A 24,066-nucleotide genomic window follows, 5' to 3' on the forward strand; every position below is an offset into this window, starting at 1 on the left:
TCTGCAAACCATGAATGAAACGATTCAAAATTCTCGGAAGTGACCATTCAGCCCTTCTCGCCCCCGGGCTGCCACCGCGTTTGCCGCCTTCTCCGCTCTCCGCACATCTCCTAGGAGTCCCGCGATGCACGATGTAACGCGCCGGTCCGCTCTGCGCTCGGCCATAGCCGTGGCCCTCGCCCCCACCCTGGGTTCCTTGATCCTTCCGGGGCTCGCGCCGATGGCGTCCGCGGCGGTCTCGTGGACCGCGAAGTGGATCTGGGCGCCCGCCAGTTCGACGAACCAGTGGGTGGCGTTCCGCAGATCGTTCACCCTGGGCTCCGCGCCCTCGAAGGCCGTGACGCAGATCGCGGCGGACTCGAAGTACTGGCTGTGGGTCAACGGCACCCTCGTGGTCTTCGAGGGCGGCCTCAAGCGCGGCCCGAACCGTACGGACACCTACTACGACGAGATCGACCTGGCCCCGTACCTGACCAGCGGCACCAACACGGTGGCACTGCTGGTCACCTACTTCGGCAAGCAGGGCTTCTCGCACAGCAGCAGCGGCAAGGGCGGCCTGCTGTTCCAGTCCGACATCGAGACCGGTTCGACCACCACCCGGCTGGTCAGCAACACCGAATGGAAGCACAGGGTCCACCCGGGCTACGCGAACAACACCAGCGGCACCCAGGTCAACTTCCGGCTGCCGGAGTCGAACGTCTACTACGACGCCCGCAACGCCACCGCCATGGCCGACTGGCAGTCCGCCGGCTTCGACGACAGCGCCTGGAGCGCCCCCACCGACTTCGGCGCCGCCGGCGCCGCCCCCTGGAACGGCCTCGTCGAGCGCCCGATCCCGCAGTTCCGCTACTCCGGCCTGAAGAGCTACACCAACAACGCCTCGCTCCCGGCCACCGGCCAGGGTTCCACCGCGATCTGGGCCACTTTGCCGTCCAACATCCAGGTCACCCCGTACCTGAAGGTCGACGCCCCGGCCGGCGCGGTGATCGGTATCCAGACCGACCACTACGACGACGGCAAGGGCCTGGTCGGTATCGACCAGAAGACCATCTTCAACGTCCGCGCCACCTACGTCTGCACCGGCGGTGTCCAGGAGTTCGAGGCGCTGTCCTGGGTGAGTGGCACCGCCGTGCGCTACACCATCCCGGCGGGCGTGACCATCGTCGAGCTCAAGTACCGGGAGTCCGGCTACGACACCGACTTCGACGGGTCGTTCACCAGCAGCGACGCCTTCCTCGACACCGTGTGGACCAAGGCCGCCCGCACCATGTACGTCAACATGCGGGACAACTACATGGACTGCCCGACCCGCGAGCGTGCCCAGTGGTGGGGGGATGTGGTCAACCAGTTGAAGGAAGGTTTCTACACCTTCGACACCAACTCCCACGCCCTCGGCAAGAAGGCCATCGCGCAGCTGGCCTCCTGGCAGAAGGACAACGGGGCGCTCTACTCCCCGATGCCCTCGACCATCTGGACCGCCGAGCTGCCCAACCAGATGCTCGCCTCGGTGTGGTCGTTCTGGACGTTCCACCTCTACACCGGCGACACGAGCACGGTCACCGGCGCCTACCCGGCGGTGAAGAAGTACCTGGACCTGTGGAGCCTGGGCAGCGACGGCCTGGTGGCCCACCGCGCCGGGGACTGGGACTGGCAGGACTGGGGCAGCAACATCGACACCCGGATCCTGAACAACTGCTGGTACTACCTGGCCTTGGACACCGCGGCGAAGCTGGCGGCCCTCAGCGGCAACACCGGCGACGTGGCCGGCTGGCAGGCTCAGCGCACCAGCATCAAGGCCAACTTTGACTCCCTGCTGTGGAACTCCACGAAGAACGAGTACCGCTCTCCCTCCTACACCGGCGACACCGACGACCGGGCGAACGCCCTTGCCGTGGTCGCGGGACTGTCCGCCCCCGCCCACTACCCGGCGATCACCAGCGTGCTGCGCACCCACCTCAACGCCAGCCCTTACATGGAGTTCTACGTCCTGGAGGCGCTGTATCTGATGGGCGCGGCCACGGTCGCCGAGGAGCGGATGCGCAACCGTTTCGCCGCCCAGGTCGCCGACCCCGCCTGCCACACCCTGTGGGAGGTGTGGGTCAAGTCGCAGGGCACCGACAACCATGCCTGGAACGGCGGTCCGCTGTACGCCCTGTCCGCCTACGCCGCAGGGGTGCGCCCCACCACGGCGGGCTGGGAGTCGTACGAGGTGATCCCTCAGACCGGCACCCTCACAAAGATCAACACCGTCGTGCCCACCGTCGAGGGTGACATCCGCTTCGGCATCACCCGCGACGGCGCCCAGGTGACCCTGACGCTCACCTCGCCGAGCGGGACGACCGCCCGGGTGGGCGTACCCACCTATGGCGGCTCCCAGCCCGTGGTCAAGGCGAACGGCACCACCGTCTTCACCGGCGGCTCCTCGACGGGCAGCGTCAGCGGTCTGAGCTACGACGGCAAGGACTCCTCGTACGCCTACTTCAAGGTCCAGCCGGGCACGTGGACGTTCGCGGCGACGGGCACCGGCCGCCTCGACAACCTCGCCCTGGGCCGGACGGTGACCAGCAACAACAGCCTGGAAAACAGCAGTTGGGGCAGGAACCGGCTCACCGACGGCAAACTCACCAGCGTCAGCGGCGCCCGGGGCTACACCAGCAACGAGTTCACCTCCGCCGACGTCAGCGCGAACCCCGTCTGGGTGGAGATCGACCTCGGCGCCGACACCGACCTGGACGCCGTACGCCTCTTCCCCCGCACCGACACCGCGGGAGCGGGCGGCGGTACGGCGGGCTTCCCCGTCGACTTCACGATCCAGACGCGCCCCGACGGATCCAGCACCTACACCACCGCCCGTACCGTCACCGGCCAGGCCAACCCCGACGGTAAGGTCCAGACGTACGGCTTCAAGACCACCACCGCCCGCCACGTCCGGCTGCAGGCCACCAAACTCGGCACCCCCGCGTCCGACGAGTCCGCCAAGTTCCGCCTCCAGCTCGCCGAACTCACCGTGCCGACCGCCGCGACGGCCGTGAAGGCCAACTACACGCTGGAGAACAGCGACTGGGGCAAGACCCGGCTCCTGGACGGCACCACCACCAGCGTCACCGGCGCCAAGGGCTTCACCAGCATCGACTTCCCCGCCGCCGACGTCAGCGACACCCCCGTATGGATCGAGGTCGACCTCGGCGCCGACCGGTCCATCGGCTCCGTCACCCTCCACCCGCGCACCGACGCCACCGGAGCCGGCGGCGGCTCGGCAAACTTCCCCGTCGACTTCGCGATCCAGACGCGCCCCGACGGATCCAGCACCTACACCACCGCCCGCACCGTCACCGGCCAGGCCAACCCGAGCGGAGCCGCCCAGACCTACACCCTCACCTCCACCACCGGCCGCTACCTGCGCCTGACGGCAACCAAACTCGGTACCCCGGCCTCCGACGAGACCACCAAGTTCCGGTTGCAGCTCGCCGAGATCGGCATCAAGTAACACGCCACAGTCCGGACAGCGGCCCGCCCGCCTCGGCACACACCCCTGTGCCGGGGCGGGCAGCCCTTGCGAACGGCAGCCCCCTATACGGGCTCATCGCCTTGTTGAGGATGACCGCCGAGAGCGCGGTGAACCCGAACAGGCCCCGCAAGGGCAAGCGATCACGGCGGATACATGAGCGGATATGTGCTGCAATGGGTGAGTGAAGTTTGAGCATGACAACATGGCCGGTGTCCGCCTGGCTGTTTCGCTGGTGAACCTTGAGGCGGGTGGTTCGTGGCGGGCCGAGGCGTTGGAGCAGGTGCTTGAGCGTCATGCGATTCGGCGTGCCCGGGTGACCGGTTCGGCCGGCGAGGAGATCCGGGTGTGGTCGCGGCGATTGCGGCCCGTTTTCGAGGCTGTCTCGCAGGACGAACGGTGCGAGACGGTCAACGCCCTGCTCGCCGACGGTGCCGGAAGGGTCTTTCTGACCACGCACGACGGGTTGCGGCCGCATCTGCACTTCGCGCCGGACGGCAAGGACGTGCAGAGCCGTGTGCGGGCCGTGACCGCGGGCGGGCTGGCCATCTTCGCCCTGGAGGCGGAGGGCCGGCGGCTGGGGGTGTGCGCGTTGGATTCATGCCGGACGGCTTTCGCCGACACCAGCCGCAATGGTCGCCGCGCCTACTGCAGTGCTCGCTGCGCCAACACGGATGCGGTCCGCCGCCATCGTACGAAGCAGGGCTGACGGTGGCCGCGGGCCCGGTGGTCAGGTGGGGATGAGGGCCGCGACGAGCGGGACGGCGGCGATGCCCATGAGGGTCTGTGCCGCGGTGATGCCGGCCATCATCGGCGCGTCCCCGCCGAGCTGGCGGGCCATGATGTACGACGACGATGCCGTGGGCAGGGCCTGGAAGAGCACGGCGACGAGCAGTGCCGACGCCCCGAGGCCGAGAGGCAGGGCCAGCAGGTAGGTCACGGTCGGCATGAGGACGAACTTCATGGCCGAGGACGTGAGGATCGGGCCCGTCCATGCGCGCGCACGGCCGAAGCGCAGCGCGGCGCCGATGCACAGCAGTCCCAGCGGCATCGAAGCGGCTCCCAGCGACTGCAGGGCGGGTTCGATGCCCGGTGGCAGACCCAGGTTCAGGGTCCGAAGGAGGCCGCCTGCCGCGCAGGCGAGGATGAGCGGGTTGGCCGCCAGTTGCCGGGCGACGCCCGTCAGGCTCAGGCGGGCGCCGCCGAACCGGGCGAAGACCAGCACGCACAGCACGTTGGCCGTGGGCACGATCGCCGCGTTGCAGACCGCGGCCATGGCCACACCCTGTGTGCCGTACAGGCCGGAGGCGATGGTCACGCCGATGTAGTTGTTGAACCGGATGCTGCCCTGGAAGACCGAGGTGAAGCCGTCGCCGGGCAGCCGCATCAGGGGCCTCAGAGCGATGACCAGCGCGGCGACCACCACGGTGGAAGCGACCAGGACGGCTGTCAGGGCTCTCACCGGAAGCTCATGGGTGTCGGCCGTCGCGAGACTGTGCAGGAACAACGCCGGCAACAGCACCCGGTAACCGAGGCTCTCGGCCCCGGACCAGAAGCTCTCGCCACGGATCATCCACCGCTTGACCACGAAGCCGAGCCCGGTCAGCAGGACGACCGGTATCAGGGCCTTGAGTGTCAGCGTGATCATGAGGCGACCTCGTCGAGGACGCCCAGGCCGTCCAGGACGTCGACGACGGTGCGGCAGCCCGCTTCCAGCGTGGTGATGTCGGTGGCGAAGGAGAGCCGCAGATGACCTGGCGCGCCGAACGCGCTGCCCGGCACCGTTGCGCATCCCGCCTCCGGGAGTGCGTCCGCCACCGCGAGATCGTCACCAGTCGCATGGCGCGGGAAGAGGTAGAACGCGCCGTCGAGAGCCATCGTGTCCAGGTGTGGGCTCCGGCGCAGGATCGCCAGCGCGGCGTCCCGGCGGCGGTGGTAGACCGCCCGCCGCTCCGCCAGGATTCCCTGAGGCCCCTCCAGCGCGGCGACGGCCGCCAACTGGCTCACGGCCGCCGTCTGCGTGCAGTTCTGCGTCTGCACGGCGGTGATGGCGCGCACGAGGCCGGGCGGGCCCAGACCCCAGCCGACGCGCCAGCCGGTCATCGCGTACGTCTTGGAGACGCCGTCGACGAGCAGGATCCGCTCCCGCAGATCCGGTGCGACCTGCGCGAGGCCGGCGTACTCCCGGTCGTCGTAGCGGATGTGGGCGTAGATCTCGTCGGACAGGACCGTGACGGTGGGGTGGCGCCGCAACACCTCGGCGACGGCCGCCAGTTCGTCATGGCTGAACGTGGCGCCGGAAGGATTACCGGGAGCGTTGAGCACGACCCAGCGCGTCCGTCCGGTGGTGGCCTCCCGCAGCGCTTCCGGGGTAAGCCTGAAGCCCGACTCGGCGGGGCAGTCGACGACCACCGGCAGCCCGCCGCACATGCGGATCATGGCGGACCAGCTCGCCCGGTACGGCGCCGGGACGATCACCTCGTTCCCCGGGAGCAGGGTGGCGAGGAACGCGTTGAAGATGACCTGCTTCGCGCCGCACCCCACCGCCACCTGGGCGCACTCCAGTCCGGGATCCCGGTCCGCCGCGTGCCGCACGGCCCGGCGCAGTTCGGGCAGGCCGCCTACGGGGCTGTAGCCCAGCACGCGGCGGGCCATCTCGAGGATGGGCGATCCTGCAGGCGTCCCCGGACGACCGGTCACCGCGCATCCCTCCCACGGGGGAGCAACAGCTGCGCACGGCCGGAGGGCAAGGGCATTCTGTGCCACAGAGGCAGACGCCCGCGGGAACCGAGTATCGAAACAGGCATGCGGACAGACTGATGTAACTGTGCTGGGCACTACAACCATTACGCGGCGGGCTCGAGGGCGACGTCTCCACGCTCCGAAAGGGCTGGGAGGGAGGGCATCCGGCTGTTGACCGGCGGCTCGGCACTCGGTCGGCCATCTTCGGGACAGGCTTCAGAGAAAGGAGGAGAGACCGTCGAGGAGCCTGTCCACGTCGTCGGCGGTGTTGTACGGGGCCAGGCCCACCCGCAGGGCGGGGTCCTCCAGCTTCAAGGTGGCGAAGGTCTCGTACGCGTAGAACGACCCGGCGGGGGCCAGGACGCCGCGTGCGGCCAGGTGCGCCTGGGCCTCGCGGGCGTCGCGGCCTTCGAGAGTCATCAGCAGGGTCGGGGTGCGGTCGGCCGCCTTCGAGTGCAGTGTGACGAGATCGCTGAGAGCGCGCAGACCGTCCTGCAGCCTCGTACGCAGCGCCTGCTCGTGGTCGTGCAGAGAACCCAGCGAATGTGCGAGCCGCTCCCTGCGCGTGCCTCCTGCGCCCGGGTCGATCGCAGCGAGGAACTCCACGGAGGCCGTGGCGCCCGCCAGGATCTCGTAAGGGAGCGTGCCGAACTCGAAGCGTTCCGGCACGGTGTCGGGAGACGGCAGGAGCTTGTCCGGCTGGAGGCTTTCGAGGAGTTCGGGCGCCCCCGCGAGCACGCCGCAGTGCGGTCCGAGGAGCTTGTACGGCGAGCAGACGAACAAGTCCGCACCCAGCGCGGGCACGTCCACCAAGTGGTGGGCGGCGTAGTGCACCCCGTCCACGTACACCAGGGCGCCGACCTCGTACGCCCGGTCGGCGATCCGGCGTACGGGCGGCTTGGTGCCCAGCACGTTCGAGGCCGCCGTGACCGCGACCAGCCGCGTCCGGGGCGACAGCGCCCGCTCGAACGAATCGAGGTCCAGCTCCGTCGTCCCGGCGTCGATCTCGATCCAGCGGACCGCCACTCCGGCGCGCTCGGCCGCCTGGACCCAGGGGCGGACGTTGCAGTCGTGGTCCAGGCGGCTGAGGACGATCTCGTCGCCCGCCTTCCAGCCCTCGGCCAGGTGACGGGAGAAGTCGTACGTGAGCTGGGTGGCACTGCGCCCGTGGACGATGCCGTCGGCGGGCATGCTGAGCAGGTCGGCGTAGGCAGCGCGGAACTCCGCGACGGCACGCTCGGCGTTCAGCTCGGACGGGCTGACAACACCCCGGTTGGAGAGGGGGCCGGTCAGCGTCGCGATAATGGCGTCGGCAACGGGGCGGGGGGTCTGGGTCCCGCCCGGGCCGTCGAAGAAGGCGAGGCCGTGGTCGAGGGAGGGGAAGTGGGCCCGGAGCGCGGTCAGGTCGATGGCCATGGCCTCGGCTTTCTACAGAAGTGGGGGACCGACCCGGCGAACGGCGAACGGCTGCTGCGGTCGGCGGTCGGCGAGGACGACAGGGCGGGCGGGGCGCGCCCTTCCGGCCCGTTGCCTAGACTCTGGCACCGGTGGATGAACACGTAAAGCGATGGATCGAGAAGGGAGAGTTCACGATTCGTGAAGTCTCAGCCGGATCTGAAGCTCCTGTCCACCTTCATGGCCGTGGTGAACCGTGGCTCCATGGCCGAGGCCGCGGCAGCCCTCGGCTACGTACCCTCCGCGGTGTCCCAGCACATCGCCGCGCTGGAGCGCGACATGGGCATCGAGCTGGTCATCCGCCGCCCGGGCAGCCGGCTGATCCTCACAGCGGCCGGCCGCTCCCTCGCGCAAGCGGCCGAGACACTCTTCGACGCGACTGCCCGTTTCCAGGACGCCGCCAACGGCATCTCGAACCGTGAAATCGCCGAACTGCGCGTCGGCGCCTATCCCAGCGCGATGAGCCACCTGCTCCCCGGGATCCTGTCCGTTCTCAAGTCCCGCGACCGCGGCCCCCGCATCCGCCTCGTCATCGTGGAGACGGACAAAGGGTTGCCCATGATCAGATCGGGCGATCTGGACCTGCTCATCGCCTACCGGTACCTGCCCGAGGACCCACCGACCGCCTCCGGTGAGTGGACCGTCACTTCTGTGGGGCACGAGCCGCTGGTCCTCGTCACGGGCACACGGCCGGAACGTCGCCCGATGGAACTGGCGGAATGCCTTGAGATGGAATGGACCTCGGGCCATACGCACAGCCCCGACCGGCGGCTCCTGCATCGCTGGGCCGGAGAACTGGGTGTCTCTCCTGACGTCACGCTGGAAACAGAGGACCTGCACAGCATGCTGGCCATGATCAGATCCGGTTTGGCGGTGGGTCTGATGCCGGCCACTCTCATCAGCGGAGAGAGCGACCGGTCCGGAGTCGAACGGGTTGTCCTTCCGTCCGGAGCCGTGCCCCTCCACCGCGAGGTCCTCGCCGTGAGCAGACCAGGAACCCGCCTCCCCGTCATCAACGAGTTGGTCACGCTGCTGAACGAGGCTTTGGAGAGAGTCCGGTCGTAGGGGGCCGAAGGGGAGCCGCACGGAGAGCGCAGTTGTATGAGATCGCTCCGGAGGAGTTCTACGCACACGAGCTGTCCATCGCCCCCGGTTGGAAGGTCGGTGGCTGGCCCCTGTAGGGCATCACCGATCCCACCGCCCGGTTCTGCGTCGCCTGCGGCTCCACGATGAGCCCGCTGCCGACCATCGCCTCGGACGAATGGCACGCCGGCAACAAGAGTGGGGTCCCGTACGAGGATGCAGCCCTATCCGACCATCAGTGGGACAACGCTGTCCGGGCCGCGGACTTCTGGGCCAACCACCAGACCGACCGGCACGACGTGATCCGGACCGGCGCGACCAGCAGCGTCCCCAGCCTTATCCACCACGGCGGCGCCGGCTGGCCGCCCGCGTCAGAGGGCGACCAGTGGTACGGGTACTGGGACAGCCATCAGCACGCCAATGAGTTCGTGTACACCGGCGGGCGCTACGACGACAGCGAGGAGCTGCTCACCTTCGCGGAGCAGGCTCGGGGAGCCTCGTCATCGCGTGCCTACTCCAGCCACCCCGGCCGAACACGGCGGGGAGTTACGGCGAGCGGGCGATGAGTTCCTTCATGATCTCGTTCGAGCCGCCGTAGATCCGCTGTCCGCGTGCGTCGGCGTACAGCCGTGCGATGGGGTATTCGCGCATGTAGCCATAGCCGCCGAACAGTTGCAGGCAGTGGTCGATGACCTGGCTCTGTGTCTCGGTGAGCCACCATTTGGCCATCGACGCGGTGGCGGCGTCGAGCTGTCCTCTCAGGTGTTTGTCGATCGAGTCGTCGAGGAAGACCCGGGCCACGCGCAGGAGTGTCGCGCATTCGGCCAGTCGCAGGCGCACGCTCTGCAGGTCGAAGAGGACTCCGTCGAACGCCTTGCGTGTCTTGGTGTGGCGGACTGCTTCGTCCAGGGCGCGTTCCATGGCCGCGACGGCGAGGACTCCGATCAGCAGGCGTTCCTGTGGCAGCTGCTCCATGAGCATGGCGAAGCCCTGGCCTTCGGCGCCGAGCAGGTTCGCCGTGGAGACCGGTACGTCGTCGAAGAAGAGTTCGCTGGTGTCCTGGGCGTGCATACCGAGTTTCTGCAGGATGCGCCCGCGGCGGAATCCTGGCGCCTGGTCGGTCTCCACGACGAGAAGGGAGATGCCTCGGGCCTTCGCCGCGGGGTCGGTCTTGCAGGCGACGATGATCAGGTCGGCGGTGCCTCCGTTGCTGATGAACGTCTTGGCGCCGCTGAGGACATAGTGGTCGCCGTCGCGGGTGGCGCGGGTGGCGAGGTTCTTCAGGTCCGATCCGGCGTCCGGCTCGGTCATGGCGATGGCCCCGACCAGGCGGCCGGCGGCCATGTCCGGCAGCCACCGCCGTTTCTGTTCGTCGGTGCCGTAGGCGAGCAGGTAGTGGGCCACCATGCCGCTGTGGACGATCAGGCCGAGGCCGGTGTCCAAGGACCGGATCTGTTCCTGGAGGGTGGCTATGTCATGCGCGATCGTGCCGCCACCGCCTCCGTACTCGGCCGGGACCGAGCAGCACAGCAGCCCTTGCCGCCCGGCCTTCAGCCAGACGTCGCGGTCGACGTGCTGCTGAGCTTCGAACCGTTCCTGGTGCGGCAGGACCTCCTTGGCGAAGAAGGTCGCGGCGAGGGCTGCGACGTCCTGGCATTCCTGGTCGTACCAGGGTGCGGGAGTGCTCTGCATGGTTGTCACCCGGCCAGTCCGCCGGAGCAGACGAGGACCTGCCCGGTGATGTAGTCGGACTCGGGAGCGCACATCAGGTAGACGGCGCCTGCCGCTTCCTCGGGCGTGCCGATGCGGCCGAGCGGGATCATGTGGGTGGCGGCGTCGAGCAGCTGGGGGTTGGCCCCGAGAGGGATCTGCCTGCCTTCGATGTCGGCGATGGCACCGGCGCCGGCGGGTTCGATCAGGCGGGTGCGGATCAGGCCGAAGGCGACGGCGTTGACCGTGGTGTTGTAGCGGCCCCATCCTTGGCGATCGTCCGGGTGAGGCCGAGGATGCCCGCCTTCCCGGCGGAGTAGCCCGCCTGGCCGGGGTTGCCGCTCAGGCCGGCGATGGAGGACACGTTGACGACCTTGCGGCAGACGGGTGTTCCCTGCTCCCGCTCGCGCTTCGCGGCAGCGCTGATGTGGGGCTGGGCGGCCCTGAGGAGACGGAAGGGCGCGGTGAGGTGGATGTCGAGCATCGCCTCCCACTGGTCGTCGGTGGTCTTCTGGACGACGTTGTCCCAGGTGTAGCCGGCGTTGTTGACGATGATGTGGAGGCCACCGAAGCCGTCCAGCCCGTGGGTGACGAGCCGCTCCGGGAAGGCGGGATCGGTCACCGACCCCGCGGCTCCCACCGCGCGGCCGCCTGCCCGCGTGATGGCATCGACGGTTTCCTTCACGAGGGTGTCGTCGAGGTCGTTGACGACGACGGCCGCCCCTTCGGCGGCGAGCTTGGTCGCGATGCCGCGCCCGATGCCGCGGCCGGCCCCCGTGACGAGGGCGACCTTCGAGTCCAGTGCCATGGTGCTGCCGTGCCTTTCGGTGAGGTGTGTCCTGCGGGATGCATGCGGAGGCGGTGAACAAGGCCGGCCTCGCCGCGCATGACCTCGGTACGGTCGGGAGGGTGACGGCCGGGTCGAGTCGCGCCACGGGTCCTCGGCCGTGTCCTCCCCCGCGGCTGTCCGCGGCCGCGGTCCGACCGTTCTCCCGGATTTCCGTGGAGCGTGGAGCATGGCGCGGCAGGACGGTGGAGGCTCCTGCCCGTTGCGCCGTGCGACGGCTCAGTCGGCGGAGGAGCCGTGTCGTCCGGCCCCGTTGGAGAACCGGGCGGACCCGGAGATGCCGTCGACCCGCAGGGATGTCAGGCCGACTCCGATTTCGAAACGGAGGGCGTCCGCCTCCGACAGACCGCTCTGTTCGTACACCGAGCTTCTGTCGTTGCGCAGGCAGGTCTGGGGAGAACCGGAGATCTGGCGGGCGAGCGCTTCGGCTTCGGCCCTGGCGGTGCCAGGGCCGACGACCCGGTTCGCCAGCCCGAAGGAGGCAGCCTCCTGGGCATCGACGGCTCGGCCTGTGAGGATCATGTCCATGGCCCGGCTCATGCCGATCAGCCGGGGCAGACGGAGCGTACCCCCGTCGATGAGGGGGACGCCCCAGCGCCGGCAGAAGACACCGAAAGTGGCGTCGGTGGCCGCGACTCGCAGGTCGCACCAGATGGCGAGTTCCAGGCCGCCCGCGACCGCGTACCCCTCCACTGCCGCGATCACGGGTTTAGCCAGCCGCAGCCGCGTCGGCCCCATGGGGCCGTCGCCCGACACCGCGACGGTGTTTCCGCGTTCGGTGCCCACGGCTTTGAGGTCGGCGCCGGCGCAGAAGTGCCCGCCATCGCCCCACAGGACGGCCACGTCGGCGTCCGTGTCCTCGTCGAAGGCCCTGAAGGCATCGGCGAGTTCCGCCGCCATCGGCCCGTCCACAGCGTTGCGCCGTTCGGGACGGTCCAGGATGACCGTCGTAACACGGTCGACGGTCTCCACCCGGATCGACTCGTACTTCGCTTCGGTGTTCGTCACGTCTGCTCCCCCTTCCACAAGGGTTCCCGCAGCGCTCTGCGCAGGATCTTGCCGACCGGCGACTTCGGCAGTGCCGGGATGAACTCGATGCGCTTGGGCACCTTGTAGCCGGCCAGCCGGGAGCGCACGAGATGCCTCAGCTCCTCCGGCGTGACCGTGTGTCCGTCCTTCAGACTTCACCTGCACCTCGCCGATCTCGCCGCGGCCGACCGGCCGTCCGTGCTCGTCGGCCAGCCGCACGTCCATGTCGACCGACGGCCTGCCGCAGGAACCGGTGAGCGGGGTCGAGGTGATCCTTCTCGTCGAGCATCGTGATGGCCAGGGCACCTCGGTCTGCCCGTGGTACTGCTTGACGATCGGACCCAACCGGCTCACGGCACGCTCAAGCAGCGGGCGCGGCATGGGGCTCGCCCTGTAGACGACCGTGCGCAGCGAGGAGAGGTCGGCGTCCTCGATGCCGTCGCCGGCAAAGAGCATGCCGAGCATCGTAGGCACCAGGTTGACCTCGGTCACCCGGTGGCGTGGGATCGCTTCGAGAAACCGCCGCGGGTCGAATCCGGGCAGGACGACGGAGGTGGCACCCCGGATCCAGTAGGGAAGCACGAAGGTGCCGCTGGCATGGATCAGCGACGCGGCGTGCAGCATCACGGAATCCGGACCGGGTGACAGCAAGTTCGCGAGGATGTTCGTGGTGATCGCGGCATAGGAGCCCTGGGTGTGGGTGGCGGCCTTCAGCACCCCGGTGGTACCGGACGTGTGCAGCAGCAGCGTCGGGTCGGACTCGCGCAGCGGCACATGGGGATCAGCGGGGCTCGCCCCGTCGGCCCGGGCGAGCAGGTCGATCCCGCCCGCCGCCCCCGGCCCGCCCAGCCCCACGGTGCGCAGCCCCTTCACACCCGCGGCCAGTTCGCCGGCCGCCTCGGCCAGCTCGCGCTGGTGCAGGAGCCAGGACGTCCCGGTCCCTTCCAGCATCCGCCGGTGCTCGGCGACCGAGAGCCGGGGGTTCATCGGCACACGGACGATTCCCGACTTGAGGTACGCGAAGCCGAGCGGCAGGGATCACAGGCCGTTGTCGACCAGCATGCCCAGGTGGTCGCCCTTCACCATCCCGGCACCGAGCAGAACATTGGCGAAGCGGTTGGCCGCTTCGTCCACTTCGGCGAACGTCAGGGAGCGATCTCCGAAGACCACAGCTGTTCGTGCCGCGTGATGTCCCGCACCACGCCGCACAAGGTCAGCAGCTACAACCACAGCACCCCCAAAACAGACCGCCTGATCGGTCTTATTAGACTGTGGAATGTGCAGACACACAAGAAGCAGGACCGATGGCTGGTGACGCGGGCCGCTCTACTCGACGCGACCGTGAAGACACTCGTCACAGACGGTTACGCCGGCACGACGATGCAGCGGGTACAGGCCCGGGCCGGCGTCTCCCGTGGCACGCTCACCCATCACTTCGCCTCTATGCAGGAACTGATCGTCGCCGCCGTGCACCACGTCGCCGAGGGCCAGCTACGCGAGCTCACCAAGATGGTCAGTGCCGACGAGGCCCCCGTCGATATCGAGAGCCTGGTCAGCACGCTCTACCGGTTCATGTCCGGGTCCTTGTTCGCCGCGGGGCTCGAACTGTGGATGGCCGCACGCACCGACCCAGTCCTGCGCGACCAGCTCGTCCCCGCCGAACGCAAACTCGGCCAGCACCTGCGTGCGGTCCTCAGCGAAGCGACTGACGAACCGGCCGCCCTCCGACTCGAACGCGACGACCTGGAGACACTCCTCGCGCTGCTGCGAGGCATGGCCATCACAGGTGTTCTCCGCGAGGACGAGGAAGCCCAACGGGCACTCCTCGCACGCTGGGTGACACAGGCGCAGGAGGCCGGCCGCGCGTAGACGACCACCAACGCCAGCCGGTGTCCAGGGACCCACCGACACTCCCGGGCCAGTTGAGGATGGGAGCCGCCTCGGGACCGAGCAGGGCCGGGGCACCGCGGATCGCCGACCTCTACCCCGGCGAGGCGAAAACCGACGCGAAGGACGCCGCGGTGATCGCGGACGCGGCCCACACCATGCCTCACACCCTGCGGTCGCTAAAGCTGACCGACGAGATCACCGCCGAGTTGACCGTGCTCGTCGCCTTCGACCAGGACCTGGCGGCCGAGGCCACCCACACCTCCAACCGGATCCGCGGCCTGCTCACCCAGTTCCACCCGTCGCTGGAACACTACGGATCCCCGGACGCGCTGCGAAAGGCCGGACGCCGCAGGCTGGTTGAGGTGATCCGCCCGAAGGCCCCGCGCGTGGCGAAGCGGCTGATCGACGATGTCTTTGACCGCGCTCGACGAGCAGACCGTCGTCGTTCCGGGAACCGGCACGCTCGACATCGTGATCCCGACGCCGTCCACGAACAACGCAGGGCGACAGAAGCCCAGATCAGTGCTCTGCTGGAGGACCACTTTCTTGCCAAGGTCCTGACCTCGATGCCTGGGGTCGCGGTCAGGACCGCCGCAACACTGCTGGTCAGCGTCGGCGACGGCACCAGCTTCCCCACCGCCGCCCACCTCGCCTCCTATGCCGGCCTCGCCCCGACCACGAAGTCCTCGGGAACCTCCATCCACGGCGAACACGCACCCAGAGACGGCAACCGGCAACTCAAACGCGCGATGTTCCTGTCCGCGTTCGCCGCCCTGCACGATCCCGCCTCCCGCACCTACTACGACAAATGCCGGGCCCGAGGGAGGACCCACACCCAGGCGCTTCTCCGCCTGGCCCGACAACGGATCAACGTGCTGTTCGCGATGCTCCGCGTCGGCACCCTCTACGAACCCCGAACCCCACGCCTCGCTTGACGAAAGACGTAGAGGCCCCCCCCAGCGGGGTCCGGCTCATACGCACCGGCACGGATCTTCCGCCACACACTCCAGCAAACCGTCCCCTTCGAGATCACCCTTGAACTCAACAAACTCGCTCCCGGGCAACCGGACTCACATCATCATTGAACCGTTCCGAATTTGAGCGAGACTCGGGAGTGCTCCGAGCAGAGCGGAGCCGAGTCACCTGGTTTCACGCTACCGGTGGCGTGCGGCCCGGTTCCGGAAGTGATGGGCTGGCACGGCTACCCGGCTCCGCAGACCGCGGCCGGCCCTATTGGGCCCCTGCTGGGCCTGGTAGAACGCCACATCGTTCCGGCTGGATCGACCGGCGCTCGCTGACGACCCGGAACCCTGACACGGCACGGTGGGAAGAGCCTGCTGGATCAGCTCGTCCAGGTCTTGATCTGAGCGGCGACCTCCCGCACCGGGAGCCCATCCCGGGCCGCGCGCGCCAAGGGAAGAACGGTGTCCAAACCGGGGCTCACCGCGAGGCCGCACGCCGAGAGGTAGGCCGCAGCCACCGTGGCCGCGAACAGCAGATTCCTCACCTCCAGACTGGGGTTCCTCGCCAGCTCGCACAACAGCGCCGCGGCCTTGTGATGCGGTTCGGGATACACCTCATGGTCCAGGACCTCCGCGCGATGACGCGCTTCCGCAGCGACCGGTACGCCGTAGTCGACGACCTGGGGATCGCCCGGGATCTGCTGCGCCACCGCCAGGATCCAGGCGAGATCGACACGGAGATTCACGCGGCGTCCCTCGGCTCGCTCTCCGCCAGTCCCTCCGGAAGACCGGGGTACCTGTCCTCACCGACCTCCGCCTCGAACGCGTCCGCGTACCCGGCAAGGAACGTCGTGGCGCCGGCCATGAAGGCGGCACGTGTCTGGTCCACATCGGCCTTGATCAAGTCGGCAACGTATCCCTGCAAGCTCAGACCCCGACGCTTGGCCCGGTCCTCGGCAGCCGCCTTGACAGCGTCGTCCAGTCTGATGTTCGTCTGCTTCGCCATACCTACCACCATAGCTAGGTAGCGGTATCAGTGACTAGCAAACGGACGGACGGGTGCCTACCCGCCGCAGCGGCAGTCCTGACGGCGTACCGCCCCCTCCCCGCCGACGTCACTCTCCTCAACAGCCCCGGACAACCGCCGGCCCCACCCTGCGCGGGCGGCCATAATGCGGGCATGGCAGTCAGCCGGCAGTCCCCTTTGCCCGGCTCGGACGTGGCAAAGGATCTAGCGCTCTAGGGCTACGCCTCCGATGCCCACCGCAACGAGCTGCGACAACGGCGGATCCTGCCTGCCATCTCGCGCAAGGGATCACCGAACATCAAAGGCATGGGCAAGCTCCGCTACGTCGTGCAGCAGACTTTCGCCCTGTTCCATAAGTTCGCCGGCTCGCCGTTCGCTGGGGACGCCGCATCGAACTCCACGCCACCTTTCGTTTCCCTGGCCTGCAGCCGCATCTGCTGGACACGCCTCAAGAAGACCCACTCCTGATCCCGCCCCCAATCGATCACGGGCAGTGCAGCACCTCGCAAGGCCCTGGGACTACCGGTGCGGTGCGTTCCTGGTTCCGGTTGGCTCTGCAGCGTCTGCCTCGGCCGCGGTGAAGATGAGCCGTCCCCCGACTCCTGTTTCGACGACCTTGACCAGCAGCGTGCTCGCGTCGTCAAAACGCAGGGTGAAGTGCGGATCGAGCTGCATCAGGAAGTCCAAGCTCTCCCTGTGCTCCGCGGCCAGGGTGGATTCAAAGGTCGCCTCGGACATCCAGTTGTCTCTGGCGACACAGAATGCGACCTCCACACGAAGCCTGCCCAGACACGTCGATCAGTTGGCCCACCACTCAAGCGTCGCGGTGCCCTCGCAACTGTCCATAGTTCAAGTATCGCGAGCGAGTAGGCAGCCGTGTGTCGGCGATGCAGCATCTGACGTCACCAGATCGTGTTACGCGCCCTTACGGGCTGCGCGAGGTGACGTTGCAGGTCGATATGCCGGAACTGATACACCGATCCGACTTGTCGCAGCACACCGCGGTTCTCGTGCGCGTCTCGGAGGAATCCGATTAACTCTCTTGGCAGTTTGCGGCGTAGTGCCAGATGGGTCCTTGTCGTGAAGTGCAAAATGTCCAACTACTGGCTCAAACGGGCCGAGCACCACGCGTGGCCGCAGCCCACCCGCACCGGCACCCGAGCCATCCGCATCAAACGACCCCAACCCGCAGACCCGTAATGCAACGGCATTGCCTGCAGCCCGCTTCTCTCGTCACGGAACGGCAAAACCTTGTGCTCAGCTGAGGCACCAACTCTCCGTCGCCGCAGGGACCGGACGAAGCTGGTGGCGGGCAGGGCGAGTTGGTCGTGTTTCGGTCTTGCGAGGCACGCAGATGCGGGTCGGCTCGACGGTGCACTGACCTGCATGGTCCGGGGGGATGCGGCACGTGGTCGGGCCTGCGGTCAGGGTGTACACCCACCACGCAGGTGGCGGCCGACGTGCTCGCGATGCTCCGTGACGGAACCTTTTACAAACCGCAGCCGTCAGCCCTCGTCACCTGACCTGCGGGGGTCTGCGAGTCTGCGAGTCTGCGAGTCTGCGAGTCTGCGAGTCTGCGAGTCTGCGAGTCTGCGAGTCTGCGAGTCTGCGAAGAGAACGACTCGGTCGGCCTCGACGTCGAAGCCAAGCACCGGACGGCCATAGTCGCCTTCCGGATCCATCAGCACCGGCTTGCCCAGCCGCCGCCCGATCTCCCGAAGGAAGCCGCAGAACACATCAAGTCGCTCCTGACCCTGCAACTCCCGCAGGTCGACGTCGACTTCATCGTGGGTATGGAAGCGGAAGATCGCCACTACATCGGCAGGCAGCCAGACCTGCAGGTCCGAGCACTCGGCATCCGCCGGACGAGACAGCACAGCCTCAGCCCGGGGCACCGGAAACACCGTCTCTCCCTCGGAGTACTGGCTCTTCCAGCCCTTCTCCGCGACAAGATCGAGGACCAACTGCCAGTCCGCCACCGATGTATTCGGGACACGCACGTCCGGCGGCGCCCCCATCAAGTCCGGGTCGAAGAAGCCGCGCACGTCAGCCCACAGCAGATCAGCCACCCCGCCATGCTGCCCGGCCCCCAGCGGCAACGCACCCCCGTTTATCTGACCAAAGACCTAGGGGCACCCCCCGTCGTAGTCTGCGGCCCCCTGGAAGTGCCACGACTGAGAGACAGCCGGCGTGTCAGGCCGGTTCTGGAGCGAAGGGATGCAGTTCGTCGGCCGCTCCGCCTGCATGTACGACGCCATAGCTGCTCTCGGGTACCTCGTTCCAGGCACCAGGCAGATCACCGAGAGGTTCGGACACGATGAGGCGGGTCTCGTCGGACACTTCCTGCAGGAATGCCATGTCGGGGTGCAGCTTGCGCAGCGCGTCCACGCGAGTGCTGTAGAACAATGACCGGGAAGCGCCCTGGCTCGAGTAGCGGAAGGCCCATACGCGTTCGCCGTCAGTGACGGCGATCGTCATCTGGAGCGGGAACTCCACACCGTGGTCGCGGCCGCTGCGCTCCACCACTCCCACCATCCGGGCCACGGCCCCCGGCGGATCCTGGTCCAGGCCGAAGGTGAGCGCCAGGTAGAACATCACCTCCGAGTCCGTCGTTCCTTCGATGTCGGGGTACATCTCAGGGTCGACAAGCAGCGACAGCTCGCGTCGCATGACGTGGAAACCTGTGATGGCACCGTTGTGCATCCACATCCAGCGGCCGTGCCGAAACGGGTGGCAATTCGTCTGCTGCACCGCCGTGCCGGTCGACGCCCGTATGTGGGCGAAGAACAACGGGGAGCGGACATGATCCGCGATCTCCCGCAGGTTGCGGTTGTTCCAGGCGGGGCCGAGGTCCCTGAGCAGGGCCGGGGTGTCGATGCTTCCCGCCGGGTACCAACCGATGCCGAAACCGTCGCCGTTCGTCGTCTCGACACCCAGTCTTGAGTGGAGGCTCTGATCGATCAGCGAGTGGGCCGGTTTGTACAGGATGGTGTCGAGCAGCAAGGGCGTTCCCGAGTATGCAAGCCATCGGCACATGAGCGACCACCTGTCCTACCTGTACCTGCCACACGCGGAAATACGTTGACGGCCCGCACCCGGTTTCCGGAGTTTTCATCGAGTCGCCGGTCACTGTCTGCTACGCCAACGCTCCCTGCCGGGACTGCTTCAACGGCGCTGGGGATGGGTTGGCGCTATCCCCGCGCTGAGAGCGAGTGCCGTGCCCGCTGGTCGGGCATCTCCTGTCCGGCCATCCCATTTTCGCCTTCCTCGCCACGCTCCGCCATGCGGGCACGGATCGGACGGCCATCGCAGAAAGCTCAGATTGCAATGACGCCCGCTCGCAGTGCAGGTACTCGGGTGTCTGCCCAGTACAGCCGTGCAACGCGGGCCTCAGTCGCAGTTCCGTGTGGCAACCTGCGCGCCCGCGTATCTGGCGGGCGGGCAGCATGGAACGCTCTCCCTCATGCCGCAGCGCAGCAGCCGGCGCGCAGCGGGCCCCGCGTTCCTCGCCTGTCGCCGGTCAGGGTGACGTGTGCGGAATATCCGTGCTGGGTGCGGCCACGGGCGCAGTCATGTCGAGCAGCAGCATGGCGTCGTGGTCAGGTGTGCCGGGTTCGGCGGTGTAGACGCCGATGCGTTGGCCGGGGGTGCCTTCCAGGTGCATGGACTGGGAGGTGAGCGTGACCGTGCCGACGCGGGGGTGCTGGAAGGTTTTCTGCGCGGGCTTGCGGCCGGTCACTTCGTAACGCTCCCACAGCCGGGCGAAGTCGGAGCTCTTGAGAAGGAGCTCGCCAACAAGGTTGGTCAGGTCAGGAGCGTCAGGGGCGGTGCCGGCGACAGCGCGCAGCCGGGCGACGCAGCCGGTGATCTGGCGGTCCCAGTCACCGAAGAGATCTCGCGCGGCCGGGTGGAGGAAGATGTAGCGGGCCAGGTTGCGGTGCTTGGCCGGCCAGTCCTCCAGGCCCGCGTACAGGGCGAGACCGCCCGGGTTCCAGGCGAGCATGTCCATGCTGCGGCTGATGACGTAGGCCGGGTTCGGCCGCAGTGACTCCAGCAGCAGTTTCAGGTGGGGGCGCACAGTGCGGCTCGGGGCCGAAGGCGGCTCGGGCGCGTAGCGGGCGGCACGTGCGGCGAGCTCACGCAGATGCTGGTGCTCCTGGTCGTCCATGTGCAGAGCGCGGGCGAGTGAGTCGAGCACTGCGGGACTGGGGCGGGTCTCCTTGCCGCGTTCCAGGCGTACGTAGTAGTCGATGCTGATCCCGGCGAGGGTGGCCAGCTCCTCGCGGCGCAGGCCGGGGGTGCGGCGGATGCCGGCGCCGACGGTGAGGCCGACGTGTTCGGGATTGGTCTGGGTGCGGCGGGCACGCAGGAAACGTCCCAGCTCGGCGCCCTCGCTGCGCGCGCTCGTCGATGCCATGACTCCAGTCTCACCCGCCGGGCACCTGTTTCGCGGGCGGGAGAGGGGCCCTGTCATTACCCCCGAAGAGCCCGCCCTGCCACACCGGAGCAATCAAGGCGAAGGTGAAAGAGGAAGACGCCGGACCCTCTCGTCGCCCGAACTGCGACGGGCACGACCTGCTGGGCCGGGCGAGAGTGAGAGACCAGGCGAGACCCATGATCGGAAGAGGGCGAGATGCGGTACATCAAGCTGCGTGACCTGGAGGTTTCCCGGATCGGGCTGGGCGCGATGGGCATGTCCCACGGCTACACCGGCTCGGGCGCCGATGACGAGGAGTCGATCAGGACCGTGCACCGGGCGCTGGAGCTGGGCGTCACGCTCATCGACACCGCCGAGATCTACGGCCCCTACACCAACGAGGAATTGCTCGGGCGGGCACTGAAGGGTCGCCGGGACAAGGTGGTGCTCGCCACCAAGTTCGGCCTGGTCTCGCACGCCGGCGACGGTGCCTGGAACCTGGACTCCGGCCCGGCCAACATCCGCACCGCGGTCGAGGGCTCCCTCAAGCGGCTGGGCACCGACCACATCGACCTGTACTACCAGCACCGGGTGGACCCGAACACACCGATCGAGGAGGCCGCCGGCGCGGTGGGCGAGCTGATCACCGAGGGCAAGATACGGGCTTTTGGCCTCTCCGAGGCGGGCCCGGACACAATCCGCCGCGCCCACACAGTGCAGCCGGTCACCGCGGTGCAGTCCGAGTACTCCCTGTTCACTCGCGGGATCGAGGGGCACGTGCTGCCCGTCCTGCGGGAGCTGAACATCGGCCTCGTGCCGTTCTCCCCACTCGGACGCGGCTTCCTGACCGGCACCATCCGCTCCACCGACCAGTTCGACGAAGGCGACTTCCGGCGCGACAACCCGCGCTTCACGGGCGAGAACTTCCAGCGCAACCTGGCGCTCGCTGACGAGGTCAAGGCCCTGGCCACCGAGGTCGGCGCCACGCCCGCCCAGGTGGCGCTGGCCTGGCTGCTCGCCCAGGGCGACAACATCGCTCCGATCCCCGGCACCAAGCGCGTGACCCGGGTCGAGGAGAACACCGCCGCCGACGCCGTCACGCTGACCGCCAAGCAGCTCGACAGGCTGAGCAGTCTGCCGCCTGCCTACGGCGACACCCACACCGAGGCCCAGGCCCGCATGCTCGAACGCTGAACCCGTCGTACCGACCCCAGCACGATCCTCGCTTGGAGTAGCACCCTCATGCGTGCAGCAGTGATGTACGGAGCCGGCGACGTCCGCGTCGCGAACCGGCCTGCCCCGAAGATCGCCCAACCGGACGACGCGGTCGTGCGCACGCTCGCCGCGTGCGTGTGCGGCAGCGACCTGTGGCCCCTACGCGTCCATGCCCGCCACCGACGCCGGTCGCCCCATGGGCCACGAGTTCCTCGGCGTCATCAAGGAGACCGGCGCGCACGTGACCGGCCTGAAGGCCGGTGATCTGGTCGTCGCCCCGTTCACCTACAGCGACAACACCTGCGACTACTGTGCCAAGGGCCTGCACATCTCGTGCCGCAACGGCGGCCGGTACGGCTTCGACGGTGTCGACGGTGGCCAGGGCGAAGCTGTTCGCGTCCCTTACGCGGACGGCACCTTGGTGAAACTGCCGGTGGCCGCCGACTCGGCGCTGCTGCCGTCGCTGCTGGCCCTCTCTGACGTGATGACCACCGGCCACCACGGCGCCGTCACCGCAGGCGTCGGCACCGGCGATGCGGTACTGGTCGTCGGGGACGGCGCGGTCGGCCTGTGCGCGGTCATCGCCGCCAAGCGGCTCGGCGCCGAGCGGATCGTGCTCGCCGGCCGCCACGTAGCCCGCACCGGCCTGGGCCGCGAGTTCGGCGCCACGGACGTGATCGCCGAGCGCGGCGAGGAGGGCATCGCCCGCATCCGCGAGCTGACCGGCGGAGTGGACAAGGTCATCGAGGCCGTCGGCACCCGCCAGGCCCTGGACACCGCACTCGGCGCGGTCCTGGACGGCGGCACCATCAGCCGCCTGGGCGTTCCCCAGTACGAGCAGGGTCCGATCGGCCCGGCGGAGTTCATGCGCAACGTCACCCTGACCGGCGGCGCCAGCCCCGCCCGCGCCTACATCCCGGAACTGCTCGCCGACGTCCTGGACGGCACCATCACCCCCGGCCGCGTCTTCGACCAGACCTTCCCCCTCGCCCAGACCTCGGACGCCTACCGGGCCATGGCCGACCGCCAGGTCCTCAAGGCCCTCATCCGCCCCTGACCCCCGCGCAGCGAAGGACATCTCCCTCATGCAGACCGTCACCCTCAACAACGGCGTCCAGATGCCGCTCCTCGGCTTCGGCGTCTACCAGATCCCCGCTGAGGACACCGAGCGCGCCGTCTCCGAGGCCCTGGCCGCCGGCTACCGACTGCTGGACACCGCCGCCGCCTACGGCAACGAAGAAGCCGTAGGCCGCTCCATCAAGTCCAGCGGCATCGCGCGCGAGGAGCTCTTCGTCACCACCAAACTGTGGGTCCAGGACGCCCCCGCCGAGGGCAACACCCGCCGCGCGTTCGAGACGTCCCTGAACAAGCTGGGCCTGGACCACCTCGACCTGTACCTGATGCACCAGCCCTTCGGCGACGTCTACGGCCAGTGGCGCGCGATGGAGGCCCTCAACCGCGAAGGGCTGACGAAGGCGATCGGGGTCGCCAACTTCTACCCCGACCGCCTGATCGACCTGATCCTCAACAACGAGATCACCCCGCAGGTCAACCAGATCGAGACCCACCCCTTCTTCCAGCGCCTCGACTACCAGGCCCTCATGCGCGAGCACGGCGTGCAGATCCAGTCCTGGGGCGGCTTCGCCGAGGGCAAGGACGGCCTCTTCACCAACCCCCTGCTCGCCGAGATCGGCAAGGAGCAAGGCAAGTCCGTCGCACAGGTCGTGCTGCGCTGGCTCACCCAGCGCGGCGTCATCGCCATCCCCAAGTCCGTGCGGGCCGAGCGCATGGCCGAGAACATCGACGTCTTCGACTTCCGGCTCACCGACGAGCAGATGGCCCAGATCGCCACCCTCGACACCGGCAGCTCCCTCTTCTTCGACCACCACGACCCCGAGATGGTCACCTGGCTCGCAGGGCGCCGTCTCGACAACTGAACGGCGCTCCTTGCTGGCCGAGTGCGCCCTGAAACCAACGTCCGGGGCGCACGCCCCGGCCTCCACTCCACAACGGTTCACCGGGAGCAGTCCATCGTGATCACGCACACCGCCGTGCCGAGCCGGCGCACCGTCCTGCGCAGCGCACTGGCGACCGCAACCGCCACCGCGAGTGCGACCCACTTGGCGGGCTGCTCACCGTCCTCACCTCGCTCCAGCGCATCCTCCGAGTCCACCGCGACGACCG

At 68.4% G+C, this 24,066-nt stretch carries 21 protein-coding genes and 4 pseudogenes; 10 read left to right on the forward strand and 15 right to left on the reverse strand.

Features of this window, described 5'->3' with window-relative positions:
• The first annotated feature begins 124 nt into the window (after positions 1-124).
• Together KUF83_RS38500 and KUF83_RS38505 are read left to right on the forward strand one after the other, a co-directional pair.
• Positions 125-3,487: a discoidin domain-containing protein gene (locus tag KUF83_RS38500; RefSeq protein WP_217459727.1), complete on the forward strand. Its 3,363-nt coding sequence runs from the start codon at positions 125-127 to the stop codon at positions 3,485-3,487.
• A 223-nt stretch (positions 3,488-3,710) separates the two neighbouring features.
• Positions 3,711-4,214 carry a CGNR zinc finger domain-containing protein gene (locus KUF83_RS38505; RefSeq protein WP_217459729.1) on the forward strand — a complete coding sequence of 168 codons (504 nt, stop codon included), beginning with the start codon at positions 3,711-3,713 and terminating at the stop codon, positions 4,212-4,214.
• Between the two features lie 21 nt (positions 4,215-4,235).
• Here the strand turns inward: KUF83_RS38505 and KUF83_RS38510 are convergent, their stop codons facing one another.
• The 3 genes from KUF83_RS38510 to KUF83_RS38520 all read right to left on the reverse strand — a co-directional run bounded on the left by KUF83_RS38510 (position 4,236) and on the right by KUF83_RS38520 (position 7,663).
• Complete coding sequence (locus tag KUF83_RS38510; protein WP_217459730.1) at positions 4,236-5,153, reverse strand: AEC family transporter; 918 nt, start codon at positions 5,151-5,153, stop codon at positions 4,236-4,238.
• Positions 5,150-6,160: an aminotransferase class I/II-fold pyridoxal phosphate-dependent enzyme gene (locus KUF83_RS38515; RefSeq protein WP_217459732.1), complete on the reverse strand. Its 1,011-nt coding sequence runs from the start codon at positions 6,158-6,160 to the stop codon at positions 5,150-5,152. The genes KUF83_RS38510 and KUF83_RS38515 overlap by 4 nt, the downstream gene beginning before the upstream one ends.
• Positions 6,161-6,463: 303 nt before the next feature.
• Positions 6,464-7,663: a cysteine desulfurase-like protein gene (locus tag KUF83_RS38520; RefSeq protein ID WP_217459733.1), complete on the reverse strand. Its 1,200-nt coding sequence runs from the start codon at positions 7,661-7,663 to the stop codon at positions 6,464-6,466.
• A 180-nt stretch (positions 7,664-7,843) separates the two neighbouring features.
• On the opposite strand from KUF83_RS38520, the gene KUF83_RS38525 reads away from it, so the two are divergent.
• Complete coding sequence (locus KUF83_RS38525; protein ID WP_217459734.1) at positions 7,844-8,767, forward strand: LysR family transcriptional regulator; 924 nt, start codon at positions 7,844-7,846, stop codon at positions 8,765-8,767.
• 164 nt (positions 8,768-8,931) lie between these two features.
• A complete protein-coding gene (locus KUF83_RS38530) occupies positions 8,932-9,351 on the forward strand; it encodes a hypothetical protein (protein ID WP_217459735.1) in 420 nt (139 codons plus the stop codon).
• On the opposite strand, the gene KUF83_RS38535 is transcribed toward KUF83_RS38530, so the two are convergent.
• The 5 genes and pseudogenes from KUF83_RS38535 to KUF83_RS42380 form a co-directional block, all read right to left on the reverse strand.
• Positions 9,332-10,477, reverse strand: coding sequence for an acyl-CoA dehydrogenase family protein (locus KUF83_RS38535; RefSeq protein ID WP_217459737.1), 1,146 nt, complete (start codon positions 10,475-10,477; stop codon positions 9,332-9,334). The genes KUF83_RS38530 and KUF83_RS38535 overlap by 20 nt on opposite strands.
• Before the next feature lie 5 nt (positions 10,478-10,482).
• A pseudogene (locus KUF83_RS43145) lies at positions 10,483-11,513 on the reverse strand (SDR family NAD(P)-dependent oxidoreductase).
• A 48-nt stretch (positions 11,514-11,561) separates the two neighbouring features.
• The gene (locus KUF83_RS42375) at positions 11,562-12,320 is read right to left on the reverse strand and encodes a crotonase/enoyl-CoA hydratase family protein (RefSeq protein ID WP_374106245.1); all 759 of its coding nucleotides are present in this window, start codon (positions 12,318-12,320) and stop codon (positions 11,562-11,564) included.
• Between the two features lie 26 nt (positions 12,321-12,346).
• Positions 12,347-12,478 carry a hypothetical protein gene (locus KUF83_RS43150; RefSeq protein ID WP_374106246.1) on the reverse strand — a complete coding sequence of 44 codons (132 nt, stop codon included), beginning with the start codon at positions 12,476-12,478 and terminating at the stop codon, positions 12,347-12,349.
• A gap of 91 nt (positions 12,479-12,569) precedes the next feature.
• A pseudogene (locus tag KUF83_RS42380) lies at positions 12,570-13,661 on the reverse strand (AMP-binding protein); the annotation flags it as partial.
• On the opposite strand from KUF83_RS42380, the gene KUF83_RS38555 reads away from it, so the two are divergent.
• Both KUF83_RS38555 and KUF83_RS38560 read left to right on the forward strand, forming a co-directional pair.
• Positions 13,560-14,240: a TetR/AcrR family transcriptional regulator gene (locus KUF83_RS38555; protein ID WP_217459741.1), complete on the forward strand. Its 681-nt coding sequence runs from the start codon at positions 13,560-13,562 to the stop codon at positions 14,238-14,240. The pseudogene KUF83_RS42380 and the gene KUF83_RS38555 sit on opposite strands and share 102 nt — an antisense overlap.
• A gap of 59 nt (positions 14,241-14,299) precedes the next feature.
• Complete coding sequence (locus KUF83_RS38560; protein ID WP_254645013.1) at positions 14,300-15,196, forward strand: IS110 family transposase; 897 nt, start codon at positions 14,300-14,302, stop codon at positions 15,194-15,196.
• A 407-nt stretch (positions 15,197-15,603) separates the two neighbouring features.
• Here the strand turns inward: KUF83_RS38560 and KUF83_RS38565 are convergent, their stop codons facing one another.
• Both KUF83_RS38565 and KUF83_RS38570 read right to left on the reverse strand, forming a co-directional pair.
• Positions 15,604-15,969, reverse strand: coding sequence for a hypothetical protein (locus KUF83_RS38565; protein WP_217459743.1), 366 nt, complete (start codon positions 15,967-15,969; stop codon positions 15,604-15,606).
• Positions 15,966-16,229: a hypothetical protein gene (locus tag KUF83_RS38570; protein ID WP_217459744.1), complete on the reverse strand. Its 264-nt coding sequence runs from the start codon at positions 16,227-16,229 to the stop codon at positions 15,966-15,968. The genes KUF83_RS38565 and KUF83_RS38570 overlap by 4 nt, the downstream gene beginning before the upstream one ends.
• Positions 16,230-16,556: 327 nt before the next feature.
• Here KUF83_RS38570 and KUF83_RS38575 point away from each other — a divergent pair, with 327 nt between their 5' ends.
• Entirely contained in the window at positions 16,557-16,718 is a 162-nt protein-coding gene (locus tag KUF83_RS38575) for a hypothetical protein (protein ID WP_217459745.1), read from the forward strand.
• A gap of 51 nt (positions 16,719-16,769) precedes the next feature.
• On the opposite strand, the gene KUF83_RS38580 is transcribed toward KUF83_RS38575, so the two are convergent.
• From KUF83_RS38580 to KUF83_RS38595, 4 genes and pseudogenes are all read right to left on the reverse strand, one after another.
• On the reverse strand, positions 16,770-16,988 hold the full coding sequence (locus tag KUF83_RS38580; RefSeq protein WP_254645001.1) for a hypothetical protein: 219 nt from the start codon (positions 16,986-16,988) through the stop codon (positions 16,770-16,772).
• An 854-nt stretch (positions 16,989-17,842) separates the two neighbouring features.
• Positions 17,843-18,319, reverse strand: a pseudogene (locus KUF83_RS38585) (hypothetical protein); the annotation flags it as partial.
• A gap of 124 nt (positions 18,320-18,443) precedes the next feature.
• Positions 18,444-19,286 carry a class II glutamine amidotransferase gene (locus tag KUF83_RS38590; RefSeq protein WP_217459746.1) on the reverse strand — a complete coding sequence of 281 codons (843 nt, stop codon included), beginning with the start codon at positions 19,284-19,286 and terminating at the stop codon, positions 18,444-18,446.
• A 484-nt stretch (positions 19,287-19,770) separates the two neighbouring features.
• Positions 19,771-20,667 (reverse strand): helix-turn-helix transcriptional regulator, encoded by an 897-nt coding sequence (locus tag KUF83_RS38595; protein ID WP_217459747.1) that lies wholly within the window; start codon positions 20,665-20,667, stop codon positions 19,771-19,773.
• Positions 20,668-20,883: 216 nt separating this feature from the next.
• On the opposite strand from KUF83_RS38595, the gene KUF83_RS38600 reads away from it, so the two are divergent.
• The 3 genes and pseudogenes from KUF83_RS38600 (at position 20,884) to KUF83_RS38610 (ending at position 23,819) form a co-directional block, all read left to right on the forward strand.
• Entirely contained in the window at positions 20,884-21,861 is a 978-nt protein-coding gene (locus KUF83_RS38600) for an aldo/keto reductase (RefSeq protein ID WP_217459748.1), read from the forward strand.
• Positions 21,862-21,909: 48 nt separating this feature from the next.
• Positions 21,910-22,939 (forward strand): annotated as a pseudogene (locus tag KUF83_RS38605) (zinc-binding dehydrogenase).
• A gap of 28 nt (positions 22,940-22,967) precedes the next feature.
• Positions 22,968-23,819 carry an aldo/keto reductase gene (locus tag KUF83_RS38610; protein ID WP_217459750.1) on the forward strand — a complete coding sequence of 284 codons (852 nt, stop codon included), beginning with the start codon at positions 22,968-22,970 and terminating at the stop codon, positions 23,817-23,819.
• 77 nt (positions 23,820-23,896) lie between these two features.
• On the opposite strand, the gene KUF83_RS42385 is transcribed toward KUF83_RS38610, so the two are convergent.
• Positions 23,897-24,055, reverse strand: a complete 159-nt coding sequence (locus KUF83_RS42385) for a hypothetical protein (RefSeq protein WP_254645020.1) — start codon at positions 24,053-24,055, stop codon at positions 23,897-23,899.
• Positions 24,056-24,066 lie beyond the last annotated feature (11 nt).

It is taken from the genome of Streptomyces sp. BV286, from assembly GCF_019090165.1.
Taxonomy (GTDB): Bacteria; Actinomycetota; Actinomycetes; order Streptomycetales; family Streptomycetaceae; genus Streptomyces.